This is a genomic window from Streptomyces sp. NPDC048255 (genome assembly GCF_040652415.1).
Lineage (GTDB): Bacteria > Actinomycetota > Actinomycetes > Streptomycetales > Streptomycetaceae > Streptomyces.
On record NZ_JBEZMA010000004.1, the window covers coordinates 89,629 to 114,875 of the forward strand.

Genomic DNA, 25,247 nt, shown 5'->3' on the forward strand with positions numbered 1-25,247 from the left:
GTGCGGCGTCGCGGTGCGACGAGAGAAAGAAAAGCACTAACTTTTAGAAAGCGCAACCTGCGAGTTAGCGCTACCTGGGAGTACGCTTCCCTGTATGGAGACTTCCGTCCACGCCGAGGCCGAAATGACCGAACAACCGTTCGATGTCTTTGCGCGCAGCTGCCCCTCCCGGGAGACCCTGGAACACGTCACCGGCCGCTGGGGCAGCCTCACCGTGGGCGCGCTGCGCGAAGGCCCGTGCCGCTTCAACGAGTTGCGGCGCCGGGTGGAGGGCGTCAGCGAGAAGATGCTGTCGCAGACCCTGCACGCCCTGGAGCGGGACGGCATCGTCCACCGCGAGGCACAGCCGACGAACCCGCCCCGCGTCGACTACGAACTGACCCCGCTCGGCGTCGAGGTCGCGGACCGGCTGCTCTCGCTCATCCACTGCCTGGAGGGGAGCATGCCGCAGGTGCTGAGCGCCCGGCAGGCCTACGACGCGACGCGCGGCGGCCTCTGACAGCGCGGGCAGAAGTAGCTCGACCGATTCATCCACGGCCGGCGCCGCATCGGCGTCCCGCAGCGCCGGCAGGGCTCGTCCTCACGTCCGTAGGCGTCGAGCGAGCGGTCGAAGTAGCCCGACTCCCCGTTGACGTTGACGTAGAGGCTGTCGAAGCTGGTGCCGCCCACGGCCAGGGCCTCGTTCATGACGTCCCGGACGTGGCCGAGGAGTTCCGCGCTCCGGGGGCGCGTCAGCGTGGCGGTGGGGCGCTCGTAGTGCAGCCTGGCCCGCCACAGGGCCTCGTCGGCGTAGATGTTGCCGACCCCGCTGATCAGCGACTGGTCCAGCAGCGCCCGCTTGACGGTGCTCCGCTTGGCGCGTAGCGCGAGGTGGTAGGCGACCTCGTCGAACAGCGGGTCCAGGGGGTCCCGCGCGATGTGCGCGATGACGTCGGGCACCCCGTCGGGCGTGTTCTCGTGCAGCGAGAGCCCGCCGAAGGTGCGCTGGTCGACGAAGCGCAGCTCGGTGCCGGCGGAGTCGTCGAAGCGCACCCAGATCCGCAGGTGCTTCTCGTCCGGGGCTCCCTCCGGCTGTACGAGCAGCTGCCCGCTCATCCCCAGGTGCCCGAGCACGGACAGGCCGCCGCCCTCCAGCGGCAGCCACAGGTACTTCCCCCGCCGCCGCGGCACGCCGATGGTCTGCCCGCCGAGCCGCGCCGCGAAGTCCGCCCCGCCTCCCGGATGGCGCCGCACGGCCCGCGGGTGCAGCACCTCGACGGCCTCGACGGTCCGCCCGGCCACCCACCGCTCCAGCCCCCGCCGCACCACTTCGACTTCGGGCAGCTCGGGCACGGTGTTCCTCCGGACGGGTACGGGCGTCACGCTCCGGCGAGCGTACCGGAGCCCGGAAAACGGGTCCGCCCGCCCCTGTCGAGACAGGGGCGGGCGGGGGGATCCCGAAGGAAGGGTCAGGCCTGCGGCGCCGGGTCGACGGGCGTCGGCGCCCCGCCGTCCTCCGCCTCGGCCGGAGCCGGGACCTCGGCCGGAGCGGCGGCGGCCGCGGCTGCTGCCGCGATCCGCTCGTCCGCCGCGGCGCGGATTCCGCGCCAGGCGGACTCCGCCGCCTGCTGTTCCGCTTCCTTCTTGCTGCGGCCGGTGCCGGTGCCGTACGAGACACCACCGACGCGAGCGGCAGCTGTGAAGGTCTTCTCGTGGTCCGGGCCGGTCTCGGTGACCAGATATTCCGGTACGCCAAGACCTTCGGCTGCCGTGAGCTCCTGGAGACTGGTCTTCCAGTCCAGGCCGGCCCCGAGGTTGGAGGACTTCTCGATGAGCGGGTCGAAGAGCCGGTGAACCAGCTCCGAGGCCGCGTCGAGGCCCTGGTCGAGGTAGACCGCGCCGATCACCGCTTCAAGGGTGTCGGCGAGGATGGAGGCCTTGTCCCGGCCGCCCGTGCCCTCTTCGCCCCGGCCGAGCCGGATGAAGGAGCCGAGTTCGAGGCCGCGCCCGACCTCCGCCAGCGCGCGCGAGTTGACCACCGCGGCCCGAAGCTTGGCCAGCTGGCCTTCGGGGAGATCCGGGTGGGTCGTGTACAGCGTGTCCGTGACCACCAGGCCGAGCACGGAGTCCCCGAGGAACTCCAGCCGCTCGTTGGTGGGCAGACCGCCGTTCTCGTACGCGTACGAGCGGTGGGTCAGAGCACGCACCAGAAGGGCGGACTCGAGTCGATACCCGAGCCGCCCTTCCAGAAGCGTGTGGGACGAGGCCGCGTTGTTACTGTCTGCCTGCTTCTCAGCGTTGGACAGCTCAGACATTGCGCCTCTCACCAGCCGCTCAGACCTCGAGGACCTGGCGCTTGTTGTAGGTGCCGCAGCTCGGGCACGCAATGTGCTGGAGCTTCGGCTCCTGGCAACGCTCACACGAAACCAGGGTGGGGACCGCAGCCTTCCACTGCGACCGGCGGTGGCGCGTGTTGCTGCGCGACATCTTCCGCTTCGGAACAGCCACGGCTACTTCTCCTGCTTCTCGGCGGCGCCCTGAACTCCGTCAGAGGCAGTGCCGCTCATGTTGTCCTTCTCGTCGTCCTGATCGGTCACGACGAGTCCTTGCAATGCCGCCCAACGGATGTCGACGGCGTCATGGTGGTGGTCCGGGTCGTCGTTCAGGCTGAGCCCGCAATCCGGGCACAGTCCGAGACAGTCCTCCCGGCACACCGGCTGCAGCGGCAGTGCGAGCACCACCACGTCGCGCAGCACGGGTTCGAGGTCGAACAAACCGTCCTCGAGGAAGAGCGTGTCCTCGTCGTCCTCGGCGTCGTCGGCCGGTTCCGCCTTGGAGCGGCTCCGGTCGTCGGCGTCAGGGTACGAGAACATCTCCTGGAAATCCGCCTTGAGCTCGCGCTCCACGGACTCCAGACACCTTACGCACTCGCCTACGGCCGATGCACGGGCGGTGCCTGTGACAAGCACCCCTTCCATGACCGACTCCAGACGGAGGCTGAGCTTCAGCGGGGCGCCTTCCGGCACTCCGATGACTCCGGCGAGACCGAGGTCCGCCGGCGCCGCGATCTCACGGGACAGCCGCTGCATGGCACCAGGACGCCGACCCAGCTCGTGCGTGTCGAACACGAGGGGGTTGCGGTGGTCGAGGCGGGTATTCAGGGCCGTTCCTGCTTTCACAGATCGCTGAAGATCAAAGACACTGCCGCTAAAGAGTGAGCCTCTTATGGGCAGCATGGATCGCGGTGCATACGCGCGACCGAAGAGCCAGGATACCCGGCACCGCGCTCTGCGCCCAATCCGGTGTCAGCGGCCCTGTTCGTAGGCGCGCAGCTGGTCCAGATCGATCATGCTCGTGTCGAAGAAGCTGGTCTCGTCGAGCGAGGGCTGCTGCGGGGCGTGCGGCTGCTGCTGCGTGTGCTGCTGCTGGTGGTAGCCCGCGTACGGGTCCGGCTGCTGCGCATCGTAGTGCGCGGCGTAAGCCGCTCCGGTGGAGCCGCCGCCTGCGGCGGAATAGGGGTCGGGCTGCTGCTGGTAACCCGCGTACGGGTCCTGGTAGGCGTAGCCGTCCTGCTGCTGTGGCTGGCCGGCGTAGTGCCCCGCGTACCCCGCCCCGGTGGAGGCGGCGCCCGCAGCGGAGTACGTGTCGTACCCGGGCTCGGACTGCGCCGGGACCGGCGCCTGCGCCGCGGCCGCCGGTCCGGGATCCGCCAGCCCCGCCAGGAAGTCCGCATCGCTCGTCGAGCGCGAGGACTGCCCCGCCGCCGCGTCCTGGGCGGCCATGTGCACGCCCAGGTCGTCGGAGGGGACCCGGCCCAGAAGCTTCTGGCGGCCCCGCCCGACGGCCTCCAGGGTCTTGGAGAGCACCGCCTCGAAGGTCGCCAGCTTGGTGTCCACGTATGCGTCCGCCTGCTGCCGCTGCGTCTCGGGGTCGTGGCTGCGCTCGGGCGCGTCCGCGTCCGAGTAGCCGTGCTCGTCCAGGCCCGGGCCGCGGCCCAGCAGCTTCTCCCGGCCGCGGTCCACGGAGCCGATCGTCTTGGTCAGCACGACCTCGAAGTTCGCGAGCTTGCTGTCGACGTAGTCGTCGGCCTCGGCGCGGATCTCCTCGGCCTCCCGCCGGGCGTCCTCCAGGATCCGGTCCGCCTCGGCCTGGGAGCGCCGCGCGACCTCCGTGTCGGAGATCAGCGAGCCCCGCTGGCTGTGAGCGGACTCGATGATCCGGTCCGCCTCCCGGCGGGCCTCCTCGACCAGCTGCTCGCGGCCGCCGATGAGCTCCTGAGCCTGCGCGAGCGAGCCGGGGAGCGCTTTGCGGACCTCTTCGAGCTGTTCGAGCAGCTCGGCGCGGTTGATCACGCAGGAGGCCGACATGGGCATGGACCGGGCGCTGCCGACGGCCGCGACGATCTCGTCGAGCTTCTTCTGCACGTCCATGGGGGCTCGCACTCTCTCGGCCTCAGGCGGATCCTGAGACGGACGGGACGACTGTAAGGCCACCGGGCGGGCCCCCGACACTGACTGACGGCCCGTCAGGCGGTCAGCGGTTGCGCAATCGTTCCATCAGCGCCGTGTGCACGTGCGCGGGCAGCAGGTGGGCGACGTCGCCGCCCCATGCCGCGACCTCCTTGACCAGCGAGGAGGACAGGAAGCTGTAGGTCGGGATGGTGGGGACGAACAGCGTCTCGACGCCCGACAGGCCCATGTTCATCTGCGCCATCTGGAGCTCGTAGTCGAAGTCGCTGACCGCGCGCAGGCCCTTGACGATGGCCGGGATGTCCCGCTGCTTGCAGAAGTCGACGAGCAGGCCGTGGAAGGACTCCACCTCGACGTTGCCGTAGTCGGCCGTCGCCTCGCGGATCAGCTCGATCCGCTCCTCGACGGTGAACAGGCTCTGCTTCGACTTGTTGATCATCACGGCGACGTGCACGACGTCGTACAGCCTGGAGGCGCGTCCGATGATGTCGAGGTGTCCGTTGTGGATGGGATCGAAGGACCCCGGACAGACGGCGCGGCGCAACTGAACTCCCTCGTTCATGAGTCTTCGCTGGTGAAGGCGGCGCGGCCGTACCACAGGGTGCCCTCGCCGTACTTGCGCGACCGGAGCGGCTCGAAGCCTTCCGGCCACGGGAAGGCGCCACTCCTGGTGCTGCGCTCCACGGTGACGAGCGCATCGTCCGTGATCCAGCCATTGGACCGGAGTGTGAGCAGGATCTCCCGCAGGTCATCGCTGTCCACGACGTACGGCGGGTCCAGGAAGACGATGTCGTACGGGTCCCCGCCCGCCCGGGCCGCCACGATCTGCTCCGCCTTGCCGGGCCGGAACTCGGCGCCGGGCAGGCCCACCGCCTTGATGTTGTCCCGGATGGACTTGGCGGCCTTGGGGTCGGTCTCGACCAGCAGGGCGTGGTCCGCGCCGCGGGAGAGGGCCTCCAGGCCGACGGCGCCCGAGCCCGCGTAGAGGTCGAGCACCCGGGCCCCCTCGACGCCGTGCAGGGACTCCCAGGTGGAGAAGAGGCCTTCGCGCATCCGGTCCGAGGTCGGCCGGGTGCCGGTGCCGGGTGGCACGGCCAGCCGTCGCCCGCCGGCGCTGCCGGCGATCACGCGGGTCATCTGGGTCCTTCGCTACGGCGGTCGGGGCTGCCGCAGGGCAGCCGTGGGAGGTGCCGCGGGCAGAGCCGCGGCAGTCCAACGATAGGTCGTGCCGCTCAGCCCTTCTCCAGGTACTGCTCCCGGTCGGTGTCGAGCAGGGCCTCCAGCGCGGTCCTCAGGCCCGGCAGCCGCTCCAGCTCGGGGTCGTCGGCGACGACGCGGGTGGCCTCCTCCCGGGCCTGGGCGATGACCTCCTCGTCCTCGATGACGGCCAGCATCCGCAGCGAGGAGCGCACCCCCGACTGGGCCTGTCCCAGTACGTCGCCCTCGCGGCGCTGTTCCAGGTCGATCCGGGAGAGTTCGAAGCCGTCGAGGGTGGCGGCGACGGCGGCCAGCCGGGCGCGGGCGGGGCTGGCCTCGTGCATCTCGCTGACCAGCAGGCACAGGCCGGGCGCGGAGCCGCGGCCGACGCGGCCGCGCAGCTGGTGGAGCTGGGAGACGCCGAACCGGTCCGCGTCCATGATCACCATGACGGTGGAGTTCGGCACGTTCACCCCGACCTCGATGACGGTGGTGGCCACCAGCACCTTGACCTCGCCCGCGGCGAAGCGGCGCATGACGTCGTCCTTGTCGGCCGGGTCCATCCGGCCGTGCAGCACCTCGACCGGGAGCCCGGCGAGGGGGCCGCGGGTGAGCTGCTCGGCGATCTCCAGGACCGCGAGCGGGGGCCGCCTGTCCGCGTCCTCCTCGGCGGCCTTCCTCTTGGCGTTCTTCGGGTCGTCCTCGCCGTCGCCGATGCGCGGACACACCACGTACGCCTGGTGGCCGTTCTCCACCTCCTCGCGGACCCGCTCCCAGGCCCGGGTCAGGAAGTGCGGCTTGTCCTTGGCGGGCACCACGTGGGTGGCGATCGGGGAGCGGCCGGCGGGCAGCTGGTCGAGGACGGAGGTCTCCAGGTCGCCGAAGACGGTCATGGCGACCGTCCGCGGGATCGGGGTCGCGGTCATCACCAGCAGGTGCGGGGGCTGCTTGCCCTTGGAGCGCAGCGCGTCGCGCTGTTCCACGCCGAAGCGGTGCTGTTCGTCGACCACGACCAGACCGAGGTCGTGGAACTGCACCTTGTCCTCGATCAGGGCGTGCGTACCGATCACGATCCCGGCCTCGCCGGTGACCAGGTCGAGCAGGGCCTGGCGGCGCGCGGGCATCCCCATCGAGCCGGTGAGCAGCACCACCTTGGTGCCCTGGTCGGAGCCGCCGAGCATTCCCCCCTCGGCCAGTTCGCCCATCATCTCGGTGATGGACCGGTGGTGCTGCTGGGCGAGCACCTCGGTGGGCGCGAGCATCGCGGCCTGTCCCCCGGAGTCGACGACGGCGAGCATCGCCCGCAGCGCGACCATTGTCTTGCCCGATCCGACCTCGCCCTGGAGGAGGCGGTGCATGGGGTGGCTGGTGGCCAGGTCGTCGAAGATCTCCTTGGAGACGGTCTGCTGGCCCTCGGTGAGGGTGAAGGGCAGCTTGGCGTCGAAGGAGTCGAGCAGTCCGCCGGGTGTGGGTCGCCGCGGGACGGCCGGGAGCTGGGAGTCGGCGTGCCGGCGGCGGGCCAGGGCGACCTGGAGGACGAAGGCCTCGTCCCACTTCAGGCGCTGGCGGGCCTCCTCGATGTCGGCCTTGGTGCCCGGCCGGTGGATCTTGAGCAGGGCCTCGGTGAGGGGGATCAGGCCGCGGCCGTCGCGCAGGGCGGCCGGCAGCGGGTCCACGACCTCCTCGACGCGGGGCAGCACGGCGTCCACGCACTTGGCGATCTTCCAGGACTCCAGCTTGGCGCACGCCGGGTAGATGGGGATGAGCTGGTTCGCGAAGGCGGTGGCCGCGTCCCGGTCGGAGGCGTCGGCGCCCAGCGGCTCGTAGGCCGGGTGGGAGAGCTGGAGCTTGCGGTTGAACATGCCGACCTTGCCCGCGAACATGGCGCGGGTGCCGGGCAGCAGGTCCTTGTGCGGTTTGTGGACGCCCGCTCCGAAGAAGACGAGCTGGAGCCGTCCGCTGCCGTCGGTGATGGTGACTTCAAGGCGTTTGCCGCGGCCGCCGTTGAAGGTCAGGATCCGGGCGTCGGCCACCTGGGCGACGACCGTGACGTGCTCGTCGAGCTGGTCGGACAGCTCGGCCAGCGGGGTCAGCTCACCGCGCTCCGCGTACCGCCGGGGGTAGTGGTGGATGAGGTCCAGGGCCGTGTGCAGGCCGAGCTGCTCGGCCAGCACCTTGGCGGTGGCGGGGCCGAGGGTCTTCTTGAGGTCTTCGTCGAGCGCGGGCACGTGTTCCATTGCACACCATGGCGCCGACAAGCCCGCCTTTCGACCCCTACTCCACCCCGATGAGGAGCGGCGCCGAGTAGCGGCCGCCGCGGTACGTGACGGTGTCCACGGCGAGGTGTCCGTGCTGGACGTACGCCTCCAGGCGCTCGGCGAGGGCGTCGGGGACCTCGGGTCCCAGGACCAGCGTGACGAGTTCGCCGCCGGAGCCGAGCATCCGCTCCAGGACGGCCTCCGCGGTCTCGGTCAGGCCGGATCCGATGACGGCGACGTCGCCGTCGATGAGCCCGAGGACGTCGCCGGCCTGGCAGATGCCGGCGGAGGTGAAGGACCGGCGTTCGGCCACGGCCAGCTCCGCGTACCGGGTGGCGCCGGCCGCCGAGGTCATGGCGACCACGTCCTCGTCGAAGCTGCCGTCCGGGTCGTGCACGGCGAGGGCGGCCAGGCCCTGGACCGCCGACCGGGTGGGGATCACGGCCACGCGTACGCCGTCGGCGCGGGCCTGCTCGGCCGCCGCGGCGGCGACCGCGCGCAGCTCGGCCCCGCCGGGCAGCAGGACCACCTCGCGGGCGTGGGCCCGCCGGACGGCGTCGAGCAGCTCGGCGGCGGCCGGGAGCTCCCCGGGGCGTACGAGCACGGTGGTGGCGCCCGCCTCGGCGCAGAGCCCGGCCAGCCCCTCGCCCGGGACGACGGCGACCACGGCCCGCTGGGCGCGCTCGCCGCGGGCCCGGCGCCGCTCGTCGCCGAAGTGGCTGATGCGTATCCGGTACGGCCGCCCGGCGACCACGCCGGCCTCCACGGCCGCCCCGGGGTCGTCGACGTGGACGTGGACGTTCCACAGCCCGTCGCCACCGACGACGACGAGGGAGTCGCCGAGCCCGTCGAGCCGCGTGCGCAGCTCCCCGACGGCCGCGTCGGAGGCCTCCAGCAGGTAGATCACCTCGTACGCGGGCCCGTCCTGCTCCTGCGCGCAGGGCTCCGGCGGCTGCGGCACGGGCACGGCCCGGCCCGGCACCGGTTCGGCGGCGGGCTCCTGGCCGGACAGCGCCTGCCACAGGGCCCCGAGGACGGCGACCACGCCGCAGCCTCCGGCGTCGACCACTCCGGCCCGGCTCAGCACGGCCAGCTGCCCGGGGGTCTCGGCCAGGGCGGCGCGGGCTCCGTCGTAGGCGGCGCGGGCCACGTCCGCGGCGGTCCCGGCGGCGGCTCCGGCGGCCTCACCGGCCCGCGCGGCGGCGGTGGCGACGGTGAGCATGGTGCCCTCCACCGGGTGAGCCACGGCCGCGTACGCCGATTCCGCGGCCCGGGTCAGCGCCTGGGCCAGCAGCCGGCCGGGGCCGCGCTCGCCGGGCCCCGGCTCCTCGGGCTCGCCGCCGAGTACGTCGGCCACGCCGCGCAGCAGCTGGGCCAGGATCGTCCCGGAGTTGCCGCGGGCCCCGACGAGCGCCCCGTGCGCGTAGGCCCGTACGGCCTCGGCGAGGGAGGCCGGGGCTGTGGCGTCGGCCACTCCGCCGGGGCCGGGGAGGTCCGGGCCGTCGGCGCCGACAGCACCGTTGAGGGTCTCGGCCAGCGCGCGGTCGGCCGACTCGGCGGTCAGGTAGAGGTTGGTGCCGGTGTCGGCGTCGGCGACCGGGTAGACGTTGATCGCGTCGATGTCCTCGCGGGCCCGGCCCAGCGCGGCCACGGCCAGCGAACTCCAGGTGCGCACCGCTTCGGCGTCGAGCTCGTCAGGGGGCTGCGGCTGCGGCTCGTACGGCACCGGGCGTTCCTCCTTGTGCGGGCCAGGGTTCACCGCAGGGTAACGAAGGACCGCCCGGGCGTCTGGACCGCGGGGCGGGGTCGGCGGCGGCCATGGTAGTTTTCTTGGACCGACGCAGTCGTTGTATGCTGCTCCGGTTGCCCGATGAGAATCGGGCCATTCCCCCGGCAAACCACTTCAGATCTCTGATTCCGGTGCGCCGGTTTCACTGTAATTGCATCTGAAGTCTTTGGAGTGACCTGTGGCTGCCAACTGCGACGTTTGCGCCAAGGGGCCGAGCTTCGGCAACAACATCTCCCACTCGCACCGCCGCACCTCGCGTCGCTGGAACCCGAACATCCAGCGCGTCCGTGCCGTGGTCAATGGGACGCCGAAGCGCCTCAACGCCTGCACCTCGTGCATCAAGGCCGGCAAGGTCTCGCGCTGACGCCTCCCGTCGTAGCGCAGCCCTTTCCGGTTGCCAAGAAGGCCGGTTCACCTCTGGTGAACCGGCCTTTTGCCTTGCCCGCCGCGGCTCCGCGAAGCCGCGCTCCGCGAAGCCGCTCTCAGCGGTACTGCCAGGCGTGGTCCACCGGGCCTACGCCCCCGCCGAGCGCGAAGCCGGCGGCGATGGCTCCCGTGACGTACTCCTTGGCGGCCGCGACCGCGTCCGGGACGGCCAGTCCCTTCGCCAGGCCCGCCGCGATGGCGCTGGCGAGGGTGCAGCCGGTGCCGTGGGTGTGCCGGTTGTCGTAGCGCGGGGCCCGCAGCCACCGCTCTTCGGTCCCGTCGGTCAGCAGGTCCACGGCCTCGTCCCCGTGCGCCGCGAGGTGTCCGCCCTTGATGAGCGCCCACCGCGGCCCGTACCCGAGGATCGCGTCGGCGGCCCGCCGCATGTCGTCCTCGCTCCGCACGGCCAGGCCCGTGAGCTGCGCCACCTCGTCGAGGTTGGGCGTGGCCACCGTGGCCCTCGGGAGCAGCTCCTTGCGTACGGCGTCCAGCGCCGAGGCGGCGAGCAGCGCGTCCCCGTGCTTGGAGACGCCCACGGGGTCCACGACGGCCGGGGCGTCGGTGCCGGCCAGGAGGGCGGCCACCGTCTCCACCAGCACGGCGGAGGACAGCATGCCGGTCTTCACGGCCCGTACGCCGATGTCGTCCACCACGGCCCGGTACTGGGCCGTCACGGCCTCGGCGGGGAGCTCCCAGGCTCCCCGTACCCCGAGCGAGTTCTGCGCGGTCACGGCGGTCACCACGCTCATGCCGTGGACGCCGAGCGCCATCATCGTCTTCAGGTCGGCCTGGATGCCCGCGCCGCCGCCGGAGTCGGATCCGGCGACGGTCAGACAGAGCGGCGGCGCGCCGGTCATCGCGGGTTCTCCTCGGCGACCGGGTCGGAGCCGAAGTGGTCCCAGCCGCCGACGCTGGCCCAGGGCGCGCCGTCCACGGTCACCTGGGGCAGGGCGGAGCGGTTGAGCACCTCGCCGATGACCTTCCAGCGGGCGGGCAGTTTCACGTCGGGCGGGAAGGTCGCCACGATCGCGTGGTCCTCTCCCCCGGTGAGCACCCACTGGAGCGGGTCCACGCCGACGGCCTGTCCGATGTCGTGCATCTGCGTCGGGATGTCCACGGCGGCCGTGTGCAGGTCGATCCGCACCTTGCTGGCCTCGGCGATGTGCCCGAGGTCGGCGATCAGGCCGTCGCTGACGTCGGTCATGGCCGTGGCGCCGAGTCCGGCGGCCGCGGGGCCCGCGTGGTACGGCGGCTCGGGGCGCCGGTGCGCCTCGACGAAGGCCCGCGGGGAGCGGAAGCCGCGCGAGAGCACGGCGAAGCCCGCGGCGGACCAGCCCAGCCAGCCGGTGACGGCCACGACGTCCCCGGGCTGGGCGCCGGAGCGCAGCACGGGTTCGTGGTTGCGCAGGTCGCCGAGGGCGGTGATCGCGACGGTGATGGTGTCCCCGCGGACCACGTCCCCGCCGACCACGGCCGCGCCGGCGACCTGGCACTCGTCGCGGATGCCGTCCATCAGCTCGGTGGGCCAGGTGACCGGCAGCTCGGCCGGGACGACCAGGCCGAGCAGGAGCGCGGTCGGCACCGCGCCCATGGCGGCGATGTCGGCGAGGTTCTGCGCGGCGGCCTTGCGGCCGACGTCGTAGGCCGTGGACCAGTCGCGCCGGAAGTGCCGTCCCTCCAGCAGAATGTCCGTGCTCGCCACGACCCGCCGGTCGGGGGCCGACACGACCGCGGCGTCGTCGCCCGGTCCGAGCCGGACCGCCGGGGTGGTGGTGAGCCGTGAGGTCAGTTCACGAATGAGCCCGAACTCCCCCAGCTCGCCCACAGTGCCCTTCATCGCTGTGCCCCTTCTTGCCCAGTCCGCTTGCGGTCGCGAGCCGTCACAGCTCTGGGTACCGTCAACAGATACGTCAACTTCTGCTCTCCGTACGCCCCGCTGTGCGTGGCGCCTCGCACCCGGGTCTCCCCGCGGCGCGCGGCGACGCGGTACCGTGGCGTCCCTTCTTCCCCCGGCCCTGTCCATCGTGTGGGGTCCACCCGAAGATTAGGGGAAATGATCCTCGTGGCCGCCCTGGAGGTTCCGTGGTACAGGCGTACATCCTTATCCAGACCGAGGTGGGCAAGGCGTCGTTCGTCGCCGAGTCCATCGGGCAGATCCCGGGGGTGATCCAGGCCGAGGACGTGACGGGCCCGTACGACGTGATCGTGCGCGCCCAGGCCGACACCGTGGACGAGCTCGGCCGCATGGTCGTCGCCAAGGTCCAGCAGGTGGAGGGGATCACCCGCACCTTGACCTGCCCGGTGGTCCATCTGTAGCCCCCGTCTACTCTAGGCCGGTGATGTCCCTCCACCGCCGGCCCCTGCGTCTCCTGGTCATGCCCACCGCGATGGCCGTCGCGGCCCTCGCGGGCTGTACCCCGGGCAATTCCGAGGCCCGGGTCGACCCTCCGCCCACGCCGCCCGCCGACATCGCGGGGCTCTGTGCAGCGCTGCACGAGGAGCTCCCGGAGACGGTGGCCGGCCTGGCGCGGACCAGGACCGAACCGGAGTCCGCTCTGACGGCCGCGTGGGGCGGCTCGGCGATCGTACTGCGGTGCGGTATCCCCAAGCCCCCCAAGATGACGGATCCGAAGCAGGAGGGCGTTCACGTCGACGACGTGGCCTGGCTGCTGGAGAAGCGCGGTGACGGGGGGTTCCGGTTCACCACCGGGATGCGGGCGGCGTACACGGAGGTCCAGGTCGACAAGGAGCATGCCACGGACGCGGGGATGCTGGTCGGGCTGTCCGCCGCGATCGCCAAGACCGTGCCGGAGGACGTCTCCTCGTACTGAACCCACAGCGACCGCCCGCCGGGAATCCCGGCGGGCGGTCGGCCGTGGTACGTCGCGTTCCGGAGGCGGTCCCCTCTAGCGCAGGCCGGTGGAGCGGCGCAGCGCCGCCTGGATGAGGCGGTCCACCAGCTCCGGGTACTCGATGCCCGACTCCTGCCACATGCGCGGGTACATGGAGATCGGCGTGAAGCCCGGCATGGTGTTGATCTCGTTGATCACGAAGGTGCCGTCCTCCGTGAGGAAGAAGTCGGCGCGGACCAGTCCCTCGCAGGAGGCGGCGTCGAAGGCCTCGATCGCGAGCTTCTGCACCTCGGCGGTCTGCTCCGGGGTGAGCGGGGCGGGCACGATCCCGGAGGCGGAGTCGATGTACTTCGCCTCGAAGTCGTAGAAGTCGTGGCTGGAGACCGGCGGGATCTCGGCGGGCGCGCTCGCGCGCGGTCCGTCCTCGAACTCCAGGACCCCGCACTCGATCTCGCGGCCGCGCAGCAGCGCCTCCACGATGATCTTCGGGTCGTGGCGGCGGGCCTCTTCGACGGCTTCGTCCAGGCCGGAGACGTCGTCGACCTTGGTGATGCCGATGGAGGAGCCGGCCCGGGCGGGCTTGATGAACAGCGGCCAGCCGTGCTCGGCGGCGAAGTCCAGGATCCGGCCGCGGGCGGCGTCCCGGTCGGCTTCCCATTCGCGGGGGCGGATGGTCACGTACGGGCCGACGCGCAGCCCGAAGGACGTGAACACCCGCTTCATGTAGTCCTTGTCCTGGCCGACGGCCGAGGCGAGGACGCCCGAGCCGACGTACGGGATGCCGGACAGCTCCAGGAGGCCCTGGAGGGTGCCGTCCTCGCCGTAGGGGCCGTGGAGCACGGGGAAGACGACGTCGACCTCGCCCAGGGCCTTGGGGACGGCGCCCGGCTCGGTGTAGAGCACCTCGCGGTTGGCGGGGTCGACCGAGAGCACGACGGAGCCGTCCTCGGAGTCGGCCAGCTGCTCGACGCTCGGGAGCCGGCGGTCGGCGATGGCCATCCGCGCCGGCTCGTCGGCGGTCAGGGCCCACCGGCCGTCCGTGGTGATGCCGATGGGCAGCACCTCGTACTTGGAGCGGTCGATGGAGCGCAGCACGGCGCCCGCGGTGACGACCGAGATGGCGTGTTCCGAGCTGCGGCCGCCGAACACGACGGCCACGCGGGGCTTGCGGCCCTGCTGCTCAGGGGTCTGGGGGAGGTTCTCGCTGCTCATATCGCCACGAGAGTACCCGCTCAGACGTCCGGATTGGAGTCAGCGGCGTTCCGCTTTGGCGCTGCGTCCCATCAGTTCCTTGAGCGCGACCAGCGTGGGCTTGCCGTGGTGGACGATGTCCACCACCGTGTCGGTGATCGGCATGTCGACCCCGTGGCGCCGGGCCAGATCCGCCACCGACTGGCAGGACTTGACCCCTTCGGCGGTCTGCTTGGTGACCGCGATGGTCTCCTCCAGGGTCATGCCCCGGCCGAGGTTGGTGCCGAAGGTGTGGTTCCGGGAGAGCGGCGAGGAGCAGGTGGCGACCAGGTCGCCGAGGCCCGCGAGGCCGGAGAAGGTGAGCGGGTCGGCGCCCATCGCCACGCCCAGCCGGGTCGCTTCGGCGAGCCCGCGGGTGATGAGGGAGCCCTTGGTGTTGTCGCCCAGCCCCATGCCGTCCGCGATGCCGACGGCGAGGCCGATGACGTTCTTGACCGCGCCGCCGAGTTCGCAGCCGATGACGTCGGTGCTCGTGTACGGGCGGAAGTACGGGGTGTGGCAGGCGGCCTGGAGGCGCCGGGCCACGCCCTCGTCCACACAGGCGACCACGGAGGCGGCGGGCTGCCTGGCGGCGATCTCGCGGGCCAGGTTGGGGCCGGTGACGACGGCGACGCGCTCGGCGGGGACCTTGGCCACCTCCTCGATGACCTCGCTCATCCGCTTGGCGGTGCCGAGTTCGATGCCCTTCATCAGGGAGACGAGCACGGTGTCGGGGGCCAGCAGCGGCGCCCACGCGGCGAGGTTGCCGCGCAGGGTCTGGGAGGGGACGGCGAGGACGGTGAAGTCGGCGCCGGCCGCGGCCTGCGCCGGGTCGGTGGTGGCCCGGATGCCCGCGGGGAGTTCGACGTCGGGGAAGTAGTCCGGGTTCGTCCGGCCGGTGTTGATGGCGTCGACCAGCTCCTGGCGGCGGCCCCACAGGGTCACCTCGCAGCCGGCGTCGGCGAGCACGATGGCGAAGGCCGTGCCCCAGGAGCCTGTTCCGAAGACGGTGGCCTTCACGGCGGGTGTCACTTCTTGCCCTCCCCTGCGGCCTTGCGCCGCTGCTGCTCCCTGGCCTTGCGATGGTCGTACGGCTGCTCGGGCGCGGATTCGCCCCGCACTTCCTCCAGCAGTTCGGTGATGGCCGCCATGATGACCTCGGTGGCCTCCTTGAGCACGTCCGGGGTGGGTTCCCGGTCGTAGAAGGCGGAGAGGTCCACGGGCGGTCCGGCGAGCACCTGGAGGGTCTTGCGCGGGAAGAGCCGGACCTTGTCCTGCTTGGCGTAGGGAGGCATCGCGAGGTTCGCTCCCCACTGGGCCACCGGAATGACGGGGGCCCTGGTGATCAGCGCGACACGGGCGGCGCCGGTCTTGCCGGCCATCGGCCACATGTCGGGGTCGCGGGTGAGGGTGCCTTCCGGGTAAAAGGCCACGCATTCGCCGTGCTCGATCGCCGCCACCGCGGCCCGGAATGCGTCCAGGGCGTTGGTGCTCTCCCGGTACACGGGGATCTGCCCGGAACCGTGCAGGATCGCTCCGACAATGGGCACCTTGAAGAGGGCGGCCTTCGCGAGCAATCGGGGCACCCGACCGGTGTTGTACTGGAAGTGCGCGTACGAGAGCGGGTCCAGATACGAGTTGTGATTGACGGCGGTGATAAAGCCGCCCTCGGCCGGAATGTGCTCCATTCCCCGCCAGTCCCGCTTGAAGAGCACTACCAGCGGCGGTTTCGCGATGACCGCCGCCAGGCGGTACCAGAAGCCGATTCTGCGGCGGGACACTCGGACACCTTCCTCTAGGACCGGTGCGCGGCTTGGGCACCTCGTCGGCCGGACAAGTGTCGCTCCAGGCCCGGTCTCTGTCGAGAACACCGTACGCCCCGCTCAGAGCACCGGGCTCCCGGGTTGCCCGGGCGGGGGCGACAATGGGCCGACACATGACCCGGCCATGACCTGACCATGGCACGAGGCCGTGCCGGAGCGCGCCGGAGGGAAGGGGAGCCGTCACGAACGCCGTGTGGAGCCTGGTGGTCCCGCTGAAGCCGCTGGCGATGGCCAAGAGCCGTCTGGCGGCGGCCGCGGGCGCGTCCCGTCCGGGACTCGCGCTGGCCTTCGCGCAGGACACCGTGGCAGGGGCCCTGGCCTGCGCGGCGGTCGCGGATGTGGTGGTCGTCACGGACGACGCCCTGGCCGGGACGGAACTGGCCCGGCTGGGGGCGCGGATCGTCCCGGACGCCCCGGGGGCGGGGCTCAACGCGGCGGTGGCCCACGGGGCGCGGGCGGTGCGCGCGGCCCGTCCCGCCGCGGCGGTGGCCGCGATGAACGCGGATCTGCCCGCCCTGCGGCCACCCGAATTGCTACGGGTGCTCGAAAACGCCGCGGCATTTCCCCGGGCATTTCTGGCGGATGCCGCCGGAATCGGGACGACGCTGCTTTCCGCCGCTCCGGACGTCGAATTGGCACCCTCGTTCGGCGGCCCGTCGCGGGCCCGGCATTCGGCCTCGGGGGCAGTGGAAATCGCCTTGTCGGGCGTCGACAGCGTGCGCCGGGACGTGGACACGGCAGCGGACCTGCGGACGGCGCTCGCCCTCGGCGTGGGCCTCCACACGGCCCGATACAGTGCCGGTATGCAGGCGACCGCGTACACGTACGACTCCCAGACCCGCAGCGGCAGTGTGCTGCTGGACGACGGCACCCCGGTGCCCTTCGAGGCCCCGGCCTTCGACGCGGGCGGCCTGCGGCTGCTGCGCCCGGGGCAGCGGGTGCGGATCGAGACGGACGGCGAGGGCGCGGACCTGCGGATCACCCTGGTGACGCTCCAGACCTTCTGACCGGCGGGCGTTCGTACCCCGTCCGACCTGCGAGAACAGCACCGCGGGCCGGCTTCCCCGGGAGGGAAGCCGGCCCGGCGTGTGTGACTCGTGCCCCTACTTCTTGCGGGCGGTGGTCTTCTTCGCGGTGGCCTTGCGCGTCGCCGTCTTCTTGGCGGGCGCCTTCGTCGCGGCGGTGGCCTTCTTGGCCGCCGGGGCGGTCTTCTTCGCGGTGGCGGTGGTCTTCTTCGCCGCGGGAGTGGCCTTCTTGGCGGTGGCCGTGGCCTTCTTCGCCGTCGCCGTCGCCTTCTTTGCGGTGGCGGTGCTCTTCACCGCGGCCTTCTTGGCGGTGGCGGTGGTCTTCTTGGCCGTGACCTTCTTGGCGACCGCGGTCTTCGCCGCCGCCTTCTTGGCGGTGGTGGCCTTCTTGGCGGCGGCCTTCTTGACCGTCGCGGAAGCGCCACCGGTGAGGCTGCCCTTGGGTGCCTTCTTCACGGACACCTCGCCGCCCTTGGGCAGCTTCTTGGTGCCGCTGACCAGGTCCTTGAAGCCCTGGCCCGCACGGAAGCGGGGCACCGAGGTCTTCTTGACCCGGACGCGCTCACCCGTCTGCGGGTTGCGGGCGTAACGGGCCGGGCGGTCGACCTTCTCGAACGAGCCGAAGCCCGTGACCGAGACCCGGTCGCCCGCGACGGTAGCGCGGACGATCGCGTCCAGTACCGCGTCGACAGCGTCCGCGGCCTGCTGGCGGCCGCCCAGCTTGTCGGCAATCGCTTCTACGAGCTGCGCCTTGTTCAACGTCTTCCCCTTCGGAGACTTCGCCAGAACGAATGTGTTCAAGCTTATTTCGCACGTTAGGCGGATATATACCGCAAATCAAACACGAAACGGGCTAATCACCCTAGTGCCGCAACGCTGGAGGCCGTTACGGAGTTCCTTCGCATCAGTCGCCTTCAGGGAATCGACCCTCGTCGAGGTCCTTCATCAACCTGTCCAGGCGCCTTGCCGCATCGGCGAGATCGTGCTTCGCCGCGGCTGTGACGACCAACAGCTTCCGGGACAGCGCCATCCTTACGCCCTCCGGGACTTGCAGTGAGCGCACCCGTGTGTGTGCTTCTTTCAACCGGTCCGCGACGAGTTCGTAGAGCTCGAGTTGACTGTCGCGTTCCATGCACAGATTGTGCCATCTGGGGCGAGTTGTCGCCTCACGGGGCCTCAACAAACGCCTGTGCCCCCCGCCGGAAGGCGGGGGGCACAGTGTTGCCTATGTGATCACCCGAAGGCGAATAAGCGCTGATCAGGCCGGAATCAGGCCCTAATCGTGCGCGGCTTGAAGCCCGGGCGCGCGCTTTCGTAGGTCGCGATGTCCGCTTCGTTCTGAAGGGTGAGTGAGATGTCGTCCAGCCCCTCCAGCAGCCGCCAGCGGGCGTTGTCGTCGAGTTCGAACTCCGCTTCCACGCCTTCCGCTCGCACCTGGCGGTCGACCAGGTCGACGGTGATCTCCGCGGTCGGGTCGGCCTCGGTCAGCTGCCACAGCCGCTCGACGGTCTCCTGCGGCAGGACGACGGTCAGCAGGCCGTTCTTCAGCGAGTTCCCGCGGAAGATGTCGGCGAAGCGGGAGGAGATGACCGTCTTGAAGCCGAAGTTCTGCAGGGCCCAGACGGCGTGCTCGCGCGAGGAACCGGTACCGAAGTCGGGGCCGGCGACCAGCACGGTGGCGCCGGCGCGCTCCGGACGGTTCGTGATGAACTCCGGGTCCTTGCGCCAGGCCTCGAAGAGCCCGTCCTCGAACCCGTCGCGGGTGATCTTCTTCAGCCAGTGGGCCGGGATGATCTGGTCGGTGTCGACGTTGCTGCGGCGCAGCGGTACGGCCCGGCCGGTGTGGGTGGTGAAGGCTTCCATGGTTCTCAGACTCCGGCGGTCGCGGTGGCGTCGGACAGGTCGGCGGGAGAGGCCAGGTGGCCCAGTACCGCGGTGGCGGCGGCCACCTGCGGGGAGACCAGGTGGGTACGTCCGCCCTTGCCCTGCCGGCCCTCGAAGTTGCGGTTGGAAGTGGACGCGGAGCGCTCACCGGGCGCCAGTTGGTCGGGGTTCATTCCCAGGCACATCGAACAGCCCGCGTGCCGCCATTCGGCGCCGGCCTCCTTGAAGACCTTGTCCAGGCCCTCTTCCACGGCCTGGAGGGCCACCCGGACCGAGCCGGGGACGACCAGCATCCGTACGCCGTCGGCGACTTTGCGGCCTTCGATGATCCCGGCGACGGCGCGCAGGTCCTCGATGCGGCCGTTGGTGCAGGAACCTACGAAGACGGTGTCGACCTTGATGTCGCGCAGCGGCTGCCCGGCGGTCAACCCCATGTATTCCAGGGCCTTTTCGGCGGCGTGGCGCTCCGAAGCGTCCTCGTACGAAGCCGGGTCGGGGACGCTGGCCGACAGCGGTGCACCCTGGCCCGGGTTGGTGCCCCACGTGACGAACGGGGACAGCGTGGTCCCGTCGATGACGACCTCGGCGTCGAAGACCGCGTCCTCGTCGGTGCGCAGGGTCTGCCAGTAGGCGACCGCCGCGTCCCAGTCCGCGCCCTCGGGGGCGTGGTCGCGGCCCTTCAGGTAGTCGAAGGTGGTCTGGTCGGGGGCGATCATGCCCGCCCGGGCGCCGGCCTCGATCGACATGTTGCAGATGGTCATGCGGGCTTCCATCGACAGCTTCTCGATGGCCTCGCCGCGGTACTCCAGGATGTAGCCCTGGCCGCCGCCGGTGCCGATCTTGGCGATGATCGCCAGGATCAGGTCCTTGGCGGTGACGCCCTCGGCCAGCGCGCCGGTGACGGTGATCGCCATCGTCTTCGGGCGGGCCAGCGGCAGCGTCTGGGTGGCCAGCACGTGCTCGACCTGGCTGGTGCCGATGCCGAAGGCCAGCGCGCCGAAGGCGCCGTGCGTGGAGGTGTGCGAGTCGCCGCAGACCACGGTGGTGCCGGGCTGGGTCAGGCCCAGCTGCGGCCCCACGACGTGGACGACGCCCTGCTCCACGTCGCCCAGCGAGTGCAGGCGTACGCCGAACTCGGCGCAGTTCGCCCGCAGCGTCTCCAGCTGGGCCCGGGAGACCGGGTCGGCGATCGGCTTGTCGATGTCGATGGTGGGGGTGTTGTGGTCCTCGGTCGCGATGGTGAGGTCGAGGCGTCGGACCTTGCGGCCGGCCTGGCGCAGACCCTCGAAGGCCTGCGGGCTGGTCACCTCGTGCAGCAGGTGCAGATCGATGAAGAGGAGGTCGGGCTCGCCTTCGGCGCGCCGGACGACATGGTCGTCCCAGACCTTCTCCGCGAGTGTCCTACCCATCGCTTTCCCTCCGGCCGGCCGGTTGTGCCGGCGCTTCATAGAGATCTGGTGCGCCTGATCGCCCGTACCCCACGTACCGGACGACGGCTCGGACCCAGTGGTTCGTGGACCCGCACATACAGACTCGCTGGTTCTTGGAAAAATTGAACTTGCGTTTCACAGTGTGAGACGTGAATATCGTTTCATGGACAACTCTAGCGGCGTCGGCGTTCTCGACAAGGCAGCTCTGGTACTGAGCGCACTGGAGTCCGGTCCGGCCACCCTCGCCGGGCTGGTCGCGGCGACAGGGCTCGCACGACCCACGGCACATCGCCTTGCCGTGGCACTGGAACACCACCGGATGGTGGCGAGGGACATGCAGGGCCGGTTCATCCTCGGTCCGCGGCTGGCGGAGCTCGCCGCCGCGGCCGGCGAGGACCGCCTGCTGGCCACGGCGGGACCGGTACTCACCCACCTCCGTGACGTGACGGGCGAGAGCGCGCAGCTCTACCGCCGTCAGGGAGACATGCGCATCTGCGTGGCCGCCGCGGAGCGGCTGTCGGGCCTGCGGGACACCGTCCCGGTGGGCTCGACGCTCCCGATGAAGGCCGGCTCGGCCGCGCAGATCCTGATGGCCTGGGAGGAGCCCGAGCGGCTCCACCGCGGCCTCCAGGGCGCGCGCTTCACGGCGACGGCGCTCTCGGGCGTACGGCGCCGCGGCTGGGCGCAGTCGATCGGTGAGCGGGAGCCCGGCGTGGCCTCCGTCTCGGCGCCGGTGCGCGGGCCCTCGAACCGCGTGGTGGCCTCCGTGTCGGTCTCCGGGCCGATCGAGCGCCTGACCCGGCACCCGGGCCGGATGCACGCGCAGGCCGTGATCGACGCGGCCGCACGCCTCACGGAGGCGCTGCGCCGCTCCAGCTGAGCCCCTCCCCGGTCTGCTGACCCCTTCCCTTTTCCACCCCCGGGCCCGGGGGCGCGTACGACGCCGCACACGTCCGAACACGCGCCGCCGGGCCCGTACTTGTACCTGGGGACCGGTGACGGGTGGCAGGTGACGGGGGGCGGCCGGAAACGGCGAAGAGGCCCTCCGCGATGATCGCGGAGGGCCTCTTCGATGCGTACCCCCGACCGGATTCGAACCGGCGCTACCGCCTTGAGAGGGCGGCGTGCTAGGCCGCTACACAACGGGGGCTAGCTGGTGCTGCTGTTACTGCGCTGGGCTACCAGGACTCGAACCTAGAATAAGGGAACCAGAAACCCTCGTGTTGCCAATTACACTATAGCCCAAAGTGGTCTAGACCAGACCAACAGTACCCCCGACCGGATTCGAACCGGCGCTACCGCCTTGAGAGGGCGGCGTGCTAGGCCGCTACACAACGGGGGCCCTAGCGATCCTGCATCAAGACGTCCGGGTGCGACCCTGGAGATCTCGCGGGAAGGATCTGTACCCCCGACCGGATTCGAACCGGCGCTACCGCCTTGAGAGGGCGGCGTGCTAGGCCGCTACACAACGGGGGCAAAGCACTGCGTTACTGCTGCACTGCGCTGGGGTACCAGGACTCGAACCTAGAATAAGGGAACCAGAAACCCTCGTGTTGCCAATTACACTATACCCCACCAAAAGTCAACCCCCTGAGGGGCTTTCCTTTTTTGGTGGCGCCTCCGTCCGGCCTTTCGGCCCGCTCCGGCGGCGCAGAAAGAACATTACCGGATGCCTGACCGTGCTCCAAAACGGGTATCCCCGGCCAGCAGCTGCGGCAGGTGTTCGAGCCCGGTGATCCGGTGGACGCCGTCGGGCCCCGGCCCGCGGCCCCCGTCGCGGTCGAGCCAGACCGCCACCAGCCCGGCATCCCGGGCGCCGCGCGCGTCGATCTCCGGCTGGTCCCCCACGTACGCCACCTCTCCGGGCGGCAGCGCGAGCGCCTCGCACGCGGCGAGGAAGGCCTCCGCGGCGGGCTTGCTGACGCCCAGCTCGGCGGCGCACACGAGCACCTCGAAGCGCTCCCGCAGCCCGAGGTGGCGCAGCTTGGGGTCCTGGTTGGCCAGGCTGGAGTTGGAGAGCACCCCGTGCCGGTACGTGGCCGCGAGGGCGTCCAGTACGGGCAGCACGTCGGGGAAGAGGGCCCAGGCGGCCTGGTAGTGCTCGACGTAGCGGCCGAACCAGAGCTCGGCCTCGGCGTCGGTCATCCCCGGCGCCTCCAGGAAGTCCCGCACCCGGTCCCGGCGCTGTCCCTGGAAGGTGACCTCACCGGCCGCGAAACGCTCCCAGTGCCGGTCGGTGATCTCCCGCCAGACGGCGAGCGCCCGCTCGGGGGTTCCGTACCGCTCCCGCAGGTGCTCCGCGTCCAGCTGCCGCGCGAGCCCGGCGGCATCGGCCCCCGTGTAGTCGAAGAGGGTGTCGTCGATGTCCCACAGCACGGCGCGGATCGGCATGAGGCCGACGTTACCCGGACCCGGCGGCGCCGGGAGTGCGAATACCCGTACCGGCCGGTACCGGGGCCGGGAACGCCGCAGGGGGCGGCGGCCGGGGATCCGGCCGCCGCCCCCTGCGGGGCCTACGGAACGAGCTACGCGGCGAGCTTGGCCAGGGCCGCGTCGATGCGGGCCAGGGACTTCTCCTGGCCCAGGATCTGGAGGGACTCGAAGAGCGGCAGGCCGACGGTGCGGCCGGTGACGGCCACGCGCACCGGGGCCTGGGCCTTGCCGAGCTTGAGGCCGTGGGCCTCGCCGGCGGTCAGGACGGCCTGCTTGAGGGACTCGGGGTCGTTCCAGTCGGCGGCGGCGAGGTTCTCGCGCGCGGTCGTCAGGAGGGCCGCCGGGTCGCCCTTCATGGCCTTGTCCCAGGAGGGCTGGTCCTCGACCGGCTCCTTGCGGAACAGGAAGTCGACGTTGGCCGTGATGTCCGACAGGACGGTGACGCGGGTCTGGGCGTACGGCGCGATGGCCGCCCAGGCCTCGGGGTCGAAGTCCTCGGGCTCCCAGTTGGCGTGCGGGGCCTTGAGCCACGGGGTGCAGGCGTCCGCGAAGGCCTTCGGGTCGAGCAGGCGGATGTGGTCGCCGTTGATCGACTCGGCCTTCTTCAGGTCGAAGCGCGCCGGGTTGGCGTTCACCCCGTCGATGTCGAACCTCGACACCATGTCCTCGATCGAGAAGACGTCCTGGTCCTTGGAGAAGGACCAGCCCAGGAGCGAGAGGTAGTTCAGCAGGCCCTCGGGGAGGAAGCCTCGCTCGCGGTAGAGGTTGAGCGAGGCCTCGGGGTCGCGCTTGGAGAGCTTCTTGTTGCCCTCGCCCATCACGTACGGCAGGTGGCCGAAGGCGGGGGTGGTCTTGGCCACGCCCAGCTCGATCAGCGCCTTGTACAGCGCGATCTGGCGGGGGGTGGAGGACAGCAGGTCCTCGCCGCGCAGGACGTGGGTGATCTCCATCAGCGCGTCGTCGACCGGGTTGACCAGCGTGTACAGGGGGGCGCCGTTGGCCCGGAGGATGCCGAAGTCCGGCACGTTCTCGGGGGTGAAGGACAGCTCGCCGCGGACCAGGTCCGTGAAGGTGATGGTCTCGTCGGGCATTCGGAAGCGGACGATCGAGGCGCGGTGCTCGCCCTGGTACGCCTCGAGCTGCACCTGGGTCAGCTCGCGGCAGTGGCCGTCGTAGCCGGAGGGCTTGCCGGCGGCGCGGGCGGCGGCGCGGCGGGCGTCCAGCTCCTCGGTGGTGCAGTAGCAGTGGTACGCGTATCCGCCGTCCAGGAGCTTCTGCGCAACGTCCTTGTAGATGTCCATGCGCTCGGACTGGCGGTACGGGGCGTGCGGGCCGCCCACCTCGGGGCCTTCGTCCCAGGTGAAGCCGAGCCAGCGCAGCGAGTCGAGCAGCTGCTCGTACGACTCCTCGGAGTCCCGGGCCGCGTCGGTGTCCTCGATCCGGAAGACGAACGTACCGCCGTGGTGGCGGGCGAACGCCCAGTTGAAGAGGGCGGTGCGGACCAGGCCCACGTGGGGGTTGCCGGTCGGGGAGGGACAGAAACGTACGCGGGGGGAGTTCGCGTTAGCCACGCTTGATCACCTTGTTGGTGAGAGTGCCGATGCCTTCGATGGTGACGGCGACCTCGTCGCCGACGTTGAGGGGGCCGACTCCGGCCGGGGTCCCCGTGAGGATGACGTCGCCCGGGAGCAGCGTCATGGCCTCGGTGATGTGGACGACCAGGTCCTCGATGGAGCGGACCATCTGGCTGGTGCGGCCGAGCTGGCGCTGTTCGCCGTTGACCGTGCACTGGATGGTCAGGTCGGACGGGTCCAGGTCGGTCTCGATCCAGGGGCCGAGGGGGCAGGCGCTGTCGAAGCCCTTGGCGCGGGCCCACTGCTTCTCCCGCTGCTGGACGTCGCGCGCGGTGACGTCGTTGGCGCAGGTGTAGCCCAGGATGACGTCCTTGACGCGCTCCCGGGGCACCTCGCGGCACATGCGGCCGATCACCACGGCGAGCTCCGCCTCGTGGTGGACCTCCTGGGAGAAGGAGGGGTACGCGATCGGGTCGCCGGAGCCGACGACCGAGGTGGAGGGCTTGAAGAAGGTGATCGGCGCCTCGGGACGGCCTTGATCGTCAAAGATGGCATTGCCCAGCTCCGCCGCGTGCTCCGCGTAGTTGCGGCCGATGGCCACGACCTTGTTCGGGAGCACGGGCGGCAGCAGCCGGACCTTGCTGAGCGGAACCTTCGTACCGGAGAGCTCGAAGTCCGCGAACGGAATGCCCTTGATGATGTCGAGGACGAGTTCGTCGGGGGCTGAGCCCTCTACGGCGCCGAAGGCGACATTGCCGTCGATCGAGAACCTGGCGATGCGCACGTGTTGCGTCTGCCCCTCTGTATTTCCGCTGGCTGGAGTCTGCGGACCCCAGGCTAACGCGGCGGGCCGGGACGCTTCGCGTTCCGTTGCGCCG

26 protein-coding genes, 5 tRNA genes and 1 pseudogene are annotated in these 25,247 nt (G+C 71.0%); 6 read left to right on the forward strand and 26 right to left on the reverse strand.

Features of this window, described 5'->3' with window-relative positions:
• Window positions 1-94: 94 nt before the first annotated feature.
• Entirely contained in the window at window positions 95-499 is a 405-nt protein-coding gene (locus tag AB0D94_RS05755) for a helix-turn-helix domain-containing protein (protein WP_362046028.1), read from the forward strand.
• Here AB0D94_RS05755 and mutM read toward each other — a convergent pair.
• From mutM to AB0D94_RS05800, 9 genes are all read right to left on the reverse strand, one after another.
• The gene (gene mutM, locus AB0D94_RS05760) at window positions 472-1,332 is read right to left on the reverse strand and encodes a bifunctional DNA-formamidopyrimidine glycosylase/DNA-(apurinic or apyrimidinic site) lyase (RefSeq protein WP_362046457.1); all 861 of its coding nucleotides are present in this window, start codon (window positions 1,330-1,332) and stop codon (window positions 472-474) included. The two genes, AB0D94_RS05755 and mutM, sit on opposite strands and share 28 nt — an antisense overlap.
• 116 nt (window positions 1,333-1,448) lie before the next feature.
• Window positions 1,449-2,294: a ribonuclease III gene (gene rnc, locus AB0D94_RS05765; RefSeq protein WP_362046031.1), complete on the reverse strand. Its 846-nt coding sequence runs from the start codon at window positions 2,292-2,294 to the stop codon at window positions 1,449-1,451.
• Window positions 2,295-2,313: 19 nt separating this feature from the next.
• Window positions 2,314-2,487, reverse strand: coding sequence for a 50S ribosomal protein L32 (gene rpmF / locus AB0D94_RS05770; protein WP_003965982.1), 174 nt, complete (start codon window positions 2,485-2,487; stop codon window positions 2,314-2,316).
• A 2-nt stretch (window positions 2,488-2,489) separates the two neighbouring features.
• Window positions 2,490-3,140, reverse strand: a complete 651-nt coding sequence (locus AB0D94_RS05775; protein WP_362046460.1) for a DUF177 domain-containing protein — start codon at window positions 3,138-3,140, stop codon at window positions 2,490-2,492.
• 144 nt (window positions 3,141-3,284) lie between these two features.
• Complete coding sequence (locus tag AB0D94_RS05780; RefSeq protein WP_362046034.1) at window positions 3,285-4,409, reverse strand: ATP synthase F0 subunit B; 1,125 nt, start codon at window positions 4,407-4,409, stop codon at window positions 3,285-3,287.
• 103 nt (window positions 4,410-4,512) lie between these two features.
• Window positions 4,513-4,992 (reverse strand): pantetheine-phosphate adenylyltransferase, encoded by a 480-nt coding sequence (gene coaD, locus AB0D94_RS05785; RefSeq protein WP_362046463.1) that lies wholly within the window; start codon window positions 4,990-4,992, stop codon window positions 4,513-4,515.
• 14 nt (window positions 4,993-5,006) lie between these two features.
• A complete protein-coding gene (rsmD, locus tag AB0D94_RS05790) occupies window positions 5,007-5,585 on the reverse strand; it encodes a 16S rRNA (guanine(966)-N(2))-methyltransferase RsmD (protein ID WP_362046037.1) in 579 nt (192 codons plus the stop codon).
• A 95-nt stretch (window positions 5,586-5,680) separates the two neighbouring features.
• Window positions 5,681-7,882, reverse strand: coding sequence for an ATP-dependent DNA helicase RecG (recG, locus tag AB0D94_RS05795; protein ID WP_362046041.1), 2,202 nt, complete (start codon window positions 7,880-7,882; stop codon window positions 5,681-5,683).
• Window positions 7,883-7,919: 37 nt separating this feature from the next.
• Window positions 7,920-9,629: a DAK2 domain-containing protein gene (locus tag AB0D94_RS05800; RefSeq protein WP_362046044.1), complete on the reverse strand. Its 1,710-nt coding sequence runs from the start codon at window positions 9,627-9,629 to the stop codon at window positions 7,920-7,922.
• A 241-nt stretch (window positions 9,630-9,870) separates the two neighbouring features.
• Between AB0D94_RS05800 and rpmB the strand changes: the two genes are divergently transcribed.
• Window positions 9,871-10,056, forward strand: a complete 186-nt coding sequence (gene rpmB, locus AB0D94_RS05805; RefSeq protein ID WP_007266795.1) for a 50S ribosomal protein L28 — start codon at window positions 9,871-9,873, stop codon at window positions 10,054-10,056.
• Between the two features lie 118 nt (window positions 10,057-10,174).
• Here rpmB and thiD read toward each other — a convergent pair whose 3' ends face one another.
• Both thiD and AB0D94_RS05815 read right to left on the reverse strand, forming a co-directional pair.
• Window positions 10,175-10,975, reverse strand: coding sequence for a bifunctional hydroxymethylpyrimidine kinase/phosphomethylpyrimidine kinase (gene thiD, locus AB0D94_RS05810; RefSeq protein ID WP_362046048.1), 801 nt, complete (start codon window positions 10,973-10,975; stop codon window positions 10,175-10,177).
• Entirely contained in the window at window positions 10,972-11,955 is a 984-nt protein-coding gene (locus tag AB0D94_RS05815) for a thiamine-phosphate kinase (RefSeq protein WP_362046052.1), read from the reverse strand. Before AB0D94_RS05815 ends, thiD begins: the two co-directional genes overlap by 4 nt.
• A gap of 245 nt (window positions 11,956-12,200) precedes the next feature.
• Here AB0D94_RS05815 and AB0D94_RS05820 point away from each other — a divergent pair, with 245 nt between their 5' ends.
• Window positions 12,201-12,434 carry an Lrp/AsnC ligand binding domain-containing protein gene (locus tag AB0D94_RS05820; protein WP_030028650.1) on the forward strand — a complete coding sequence of 78 codons (234 nt, stop codon included), beginning with the start codon at window positions 12,201-12,203 and terminating at the stop codon, window positions 12,432-12,434.
• Between the two features lie 23 nt (window positions 12,435-12,457).
• Window positions 12,458-12,949, forward strand: coding sequence for a DUF3515 domain-containing protein (locus tag AB0D94_RS05825; RefSeq protein ID WP_362046056.1), 492 nt, complete (start codon window positions 12,458-12,460; stop codon window positions 12,947-12,949).
• 75 nt (window positions 12,950-13,024) lie between these two features.
• Here AB0D94_RS05825 and AB0D94_RS05830 read toward each other — a convergent pair whose 3' ends face one another.
• Genes AB0D94_RS05830 through AB0D94_RS05840 form a run of 3 tightly spaced genes read right to left on the reverse strand, consistent with a single transcriptional unit; the run spans window position 13,025 to window position 15,981 of the window.
• Window positions 13,025-14,182 (reverse strand): D-alanine--D-alanine ligase family protein, encoded by a 1,158-nt coding sequence (locus tag AB0D94_RS05830; RefSeq protein ID WP_362046058.1) that lies wholly within the window; start codon window positions 14,180-14,182, stop codon window positions 13,025-13,027.
• Between the two features lie 39 nt (window positions 14,183-14,221).
• Window positions 14,222-15,232, reverse strand: a complete 1,011-nt coding sequence (locus AB0D94_RS05835) for an NAD(P)H-dependent glycerol-3-phosphate dehydrogenase (RefSeq protein WP_362046061.1) — start codon at window positions 15,230-15,232, stop codon at window positions 14,222-14,224.
• A complete protein-coding gene (locus tag AB0D94_RS05840; RefSeq protein ID WP_362046064.1) occupies window positions 15,229-15,981 on the reverse strand; it encodes a lysophospholipid acyltransferase family protein in 753 nt (250 codons plus the stop codon). Before AB0D94_RS05840 ends, AB0D94_RS05835 begins: the two co-directional genes overlap by 4 nt.
• A 233-nt stretch (window positions 15,982-16,214) precedes the next feature.
• On the opposite strand from AB0D94_RS05840, the pseudogene cofC reads away from it, so the two are divergent.
• Window positions 16,215-16,826 (forward strand): annotated as a pseudogene (cofC, locus tag AB0D94_RS05845) (2-phospho-L-lactate guanylyltransferase); the annotation flags it as partial.
• 300 nt (window positions 16,827-17,126) lie between these two features.
• Here the strand turns inward: cofC and AB0D94_RS05850 are convergent.
• The 4 genes from AB0D94_RS05850 to leuC all read right to left on the reverse strand — a co-directional run bounded on the left by AB0D94_RS05850 (window position 17,127) and on the right by leuC (window position 20,341).
• On the reverse strand, window positions 17,127-17,807 hold the full coding sequence (locus AB0D94_RS05850; RefSeq protein ID WP_362046067.1) for an HU family DNA-binding protein: 681 nt from the start codon (window positions 17,805-17,807) through the stop codon (window positions 17,127-17,129).
• Window positions 17,808-17,952: 145 nt separating this feature from the next.
• Window positions 17,953-18,180, reverse strand: a complete 228-nt coding sequence (locus AB0D94_RS05855; RefSeq protein ID WP_030009267.1) for a hypothetical protein — start codon at window positions 18,178-18,180, stop codon at window positions 17,953-17,955.
• Between the two features lie 137 nt (window positions 18,181-18,317).
• Complete coding sequence (gene leuD / locus AB0D94_RS05860) at window positions 18,318-18,911, reverse strand: 3-isopropylmalate dehydratase small subunit (protein WP_362046071.1); 594 nt, start codon at window positions 18,909-18,911, stop codon at window positions 18,318-18,320.
• A 5-nt stretch (window positions 18,912-18,916) separates the two neighbouring features.
• The gene (leuC, locus tag AB0D94_RS05865; RefSeq protein WP_362046074.1) at window positions 18,917-20,341 is read right to left on the reverse strand and encodes a 3-isopropylmalate dehydratase large subunit; all 1,425 of its coding nucleotides are present in this window, start codon (window positions 20,339-20,341) and stop codon (window positions 18,917-18,919) included.
• 184 nt (window positions 20,342-20,525) lie between these two features.
• Between leuC and ndgR the strand changes: the two genes are divergently transcribed.
• Window positions 20,526-21,242 (forward strand): IclR family transcriptional regulator NdgR, encoded by a 717-nt coding sequence (ndgR, locus tag AB0D94_RS05870; RefSeq protein WP_112450208.1) that lies wholly within the window; start codon window positions 20,526-20,528, stop codon window positions 21,240-21,242.
• 197 nt (window positions 21,243-21,439) lie between these two features.
• Here the strand turns inward: ndgR and AB0D94_RS05875 are convergent.
• The 8 genes from AB0D94_RS05875 to AB0D94_RS05910 form a co-directional block, all read right to left on the reverse strand.
• Window positions 21,440-21,512, reverse strand: a tRNA-Glu gene (locus AB0D94_RS05875).
• Window positions 21,513-21,535: 23 nt separating this feature from the next.
• Window positions 21,536-21,607: transfer RNA gene (locus AB0D94_RS05880), tRNA-Gln, on the reverse strand.
• Window positions 21,608-21,631: 24 nt separating this feature from the next.
• A tRNA-Glu gene (locus tag AB0D94_RS05885) sits at window positions 21,632-21,704 on the reverse strand.
• 61 nt (window positions 21,705-21,765) lie between these two features.
• A tRNA-Glu gene (locus AB0D94_RS05890) sits at window positions 21,766-21,838 on the reverse strand.
• A gap of 27 nt (window positions 21,839-21,865) precedes the next feature.
• Window positions 21,866-21,937: transfer RNA gene (locus AB0D94_RS05895), tRNA-Gln, on the reverse strand.
• Window positions 21,938-22,024: 87 nt separating this feature from the next.
• Window positions 22,025-22,753: an HAD family hydrolase gene (locus AB0D94_RS05900; RefSeq protein ID WP_362046079.1), complete on the reverse strand. Its 729-nt coding sequence runs from the start codon at window positions 22,751-22,753 to the stop codon at window positions 22,025-22,027.
• A 134-nt stretch (window positions 22,754-22,887) separates the two neighbouring features.
• Complete coding sequence (gltX, locus tag AB0D94_RS05905) at window positions 22,888-24,366, reverse strand: glutamate--tRNA ligase (RefSeq protein WP_362046082.1); 1,479 nt, start codon at window positions 24,364-24,366, stop codon at window positions 22,888-22,890.
• Window positions 24,359-25,153: a fumarylacetoacetate hydrolase family protein gene (locus tag AB0D94_RS05910; protein WP_362046085.1), complete on the reverse strand. Its 795-nt coding sequence runs from the start codon at window positions 25,151-25,153 to the stop codon at window positions 24,359-24,361. The genes gltX and AB0D94_RS05910 overlap by 8 nt, the downstream gene beginning before the upstream one ends.
• Window positions 25,154-25,247 lie beyond the last annotated feature (94 nt).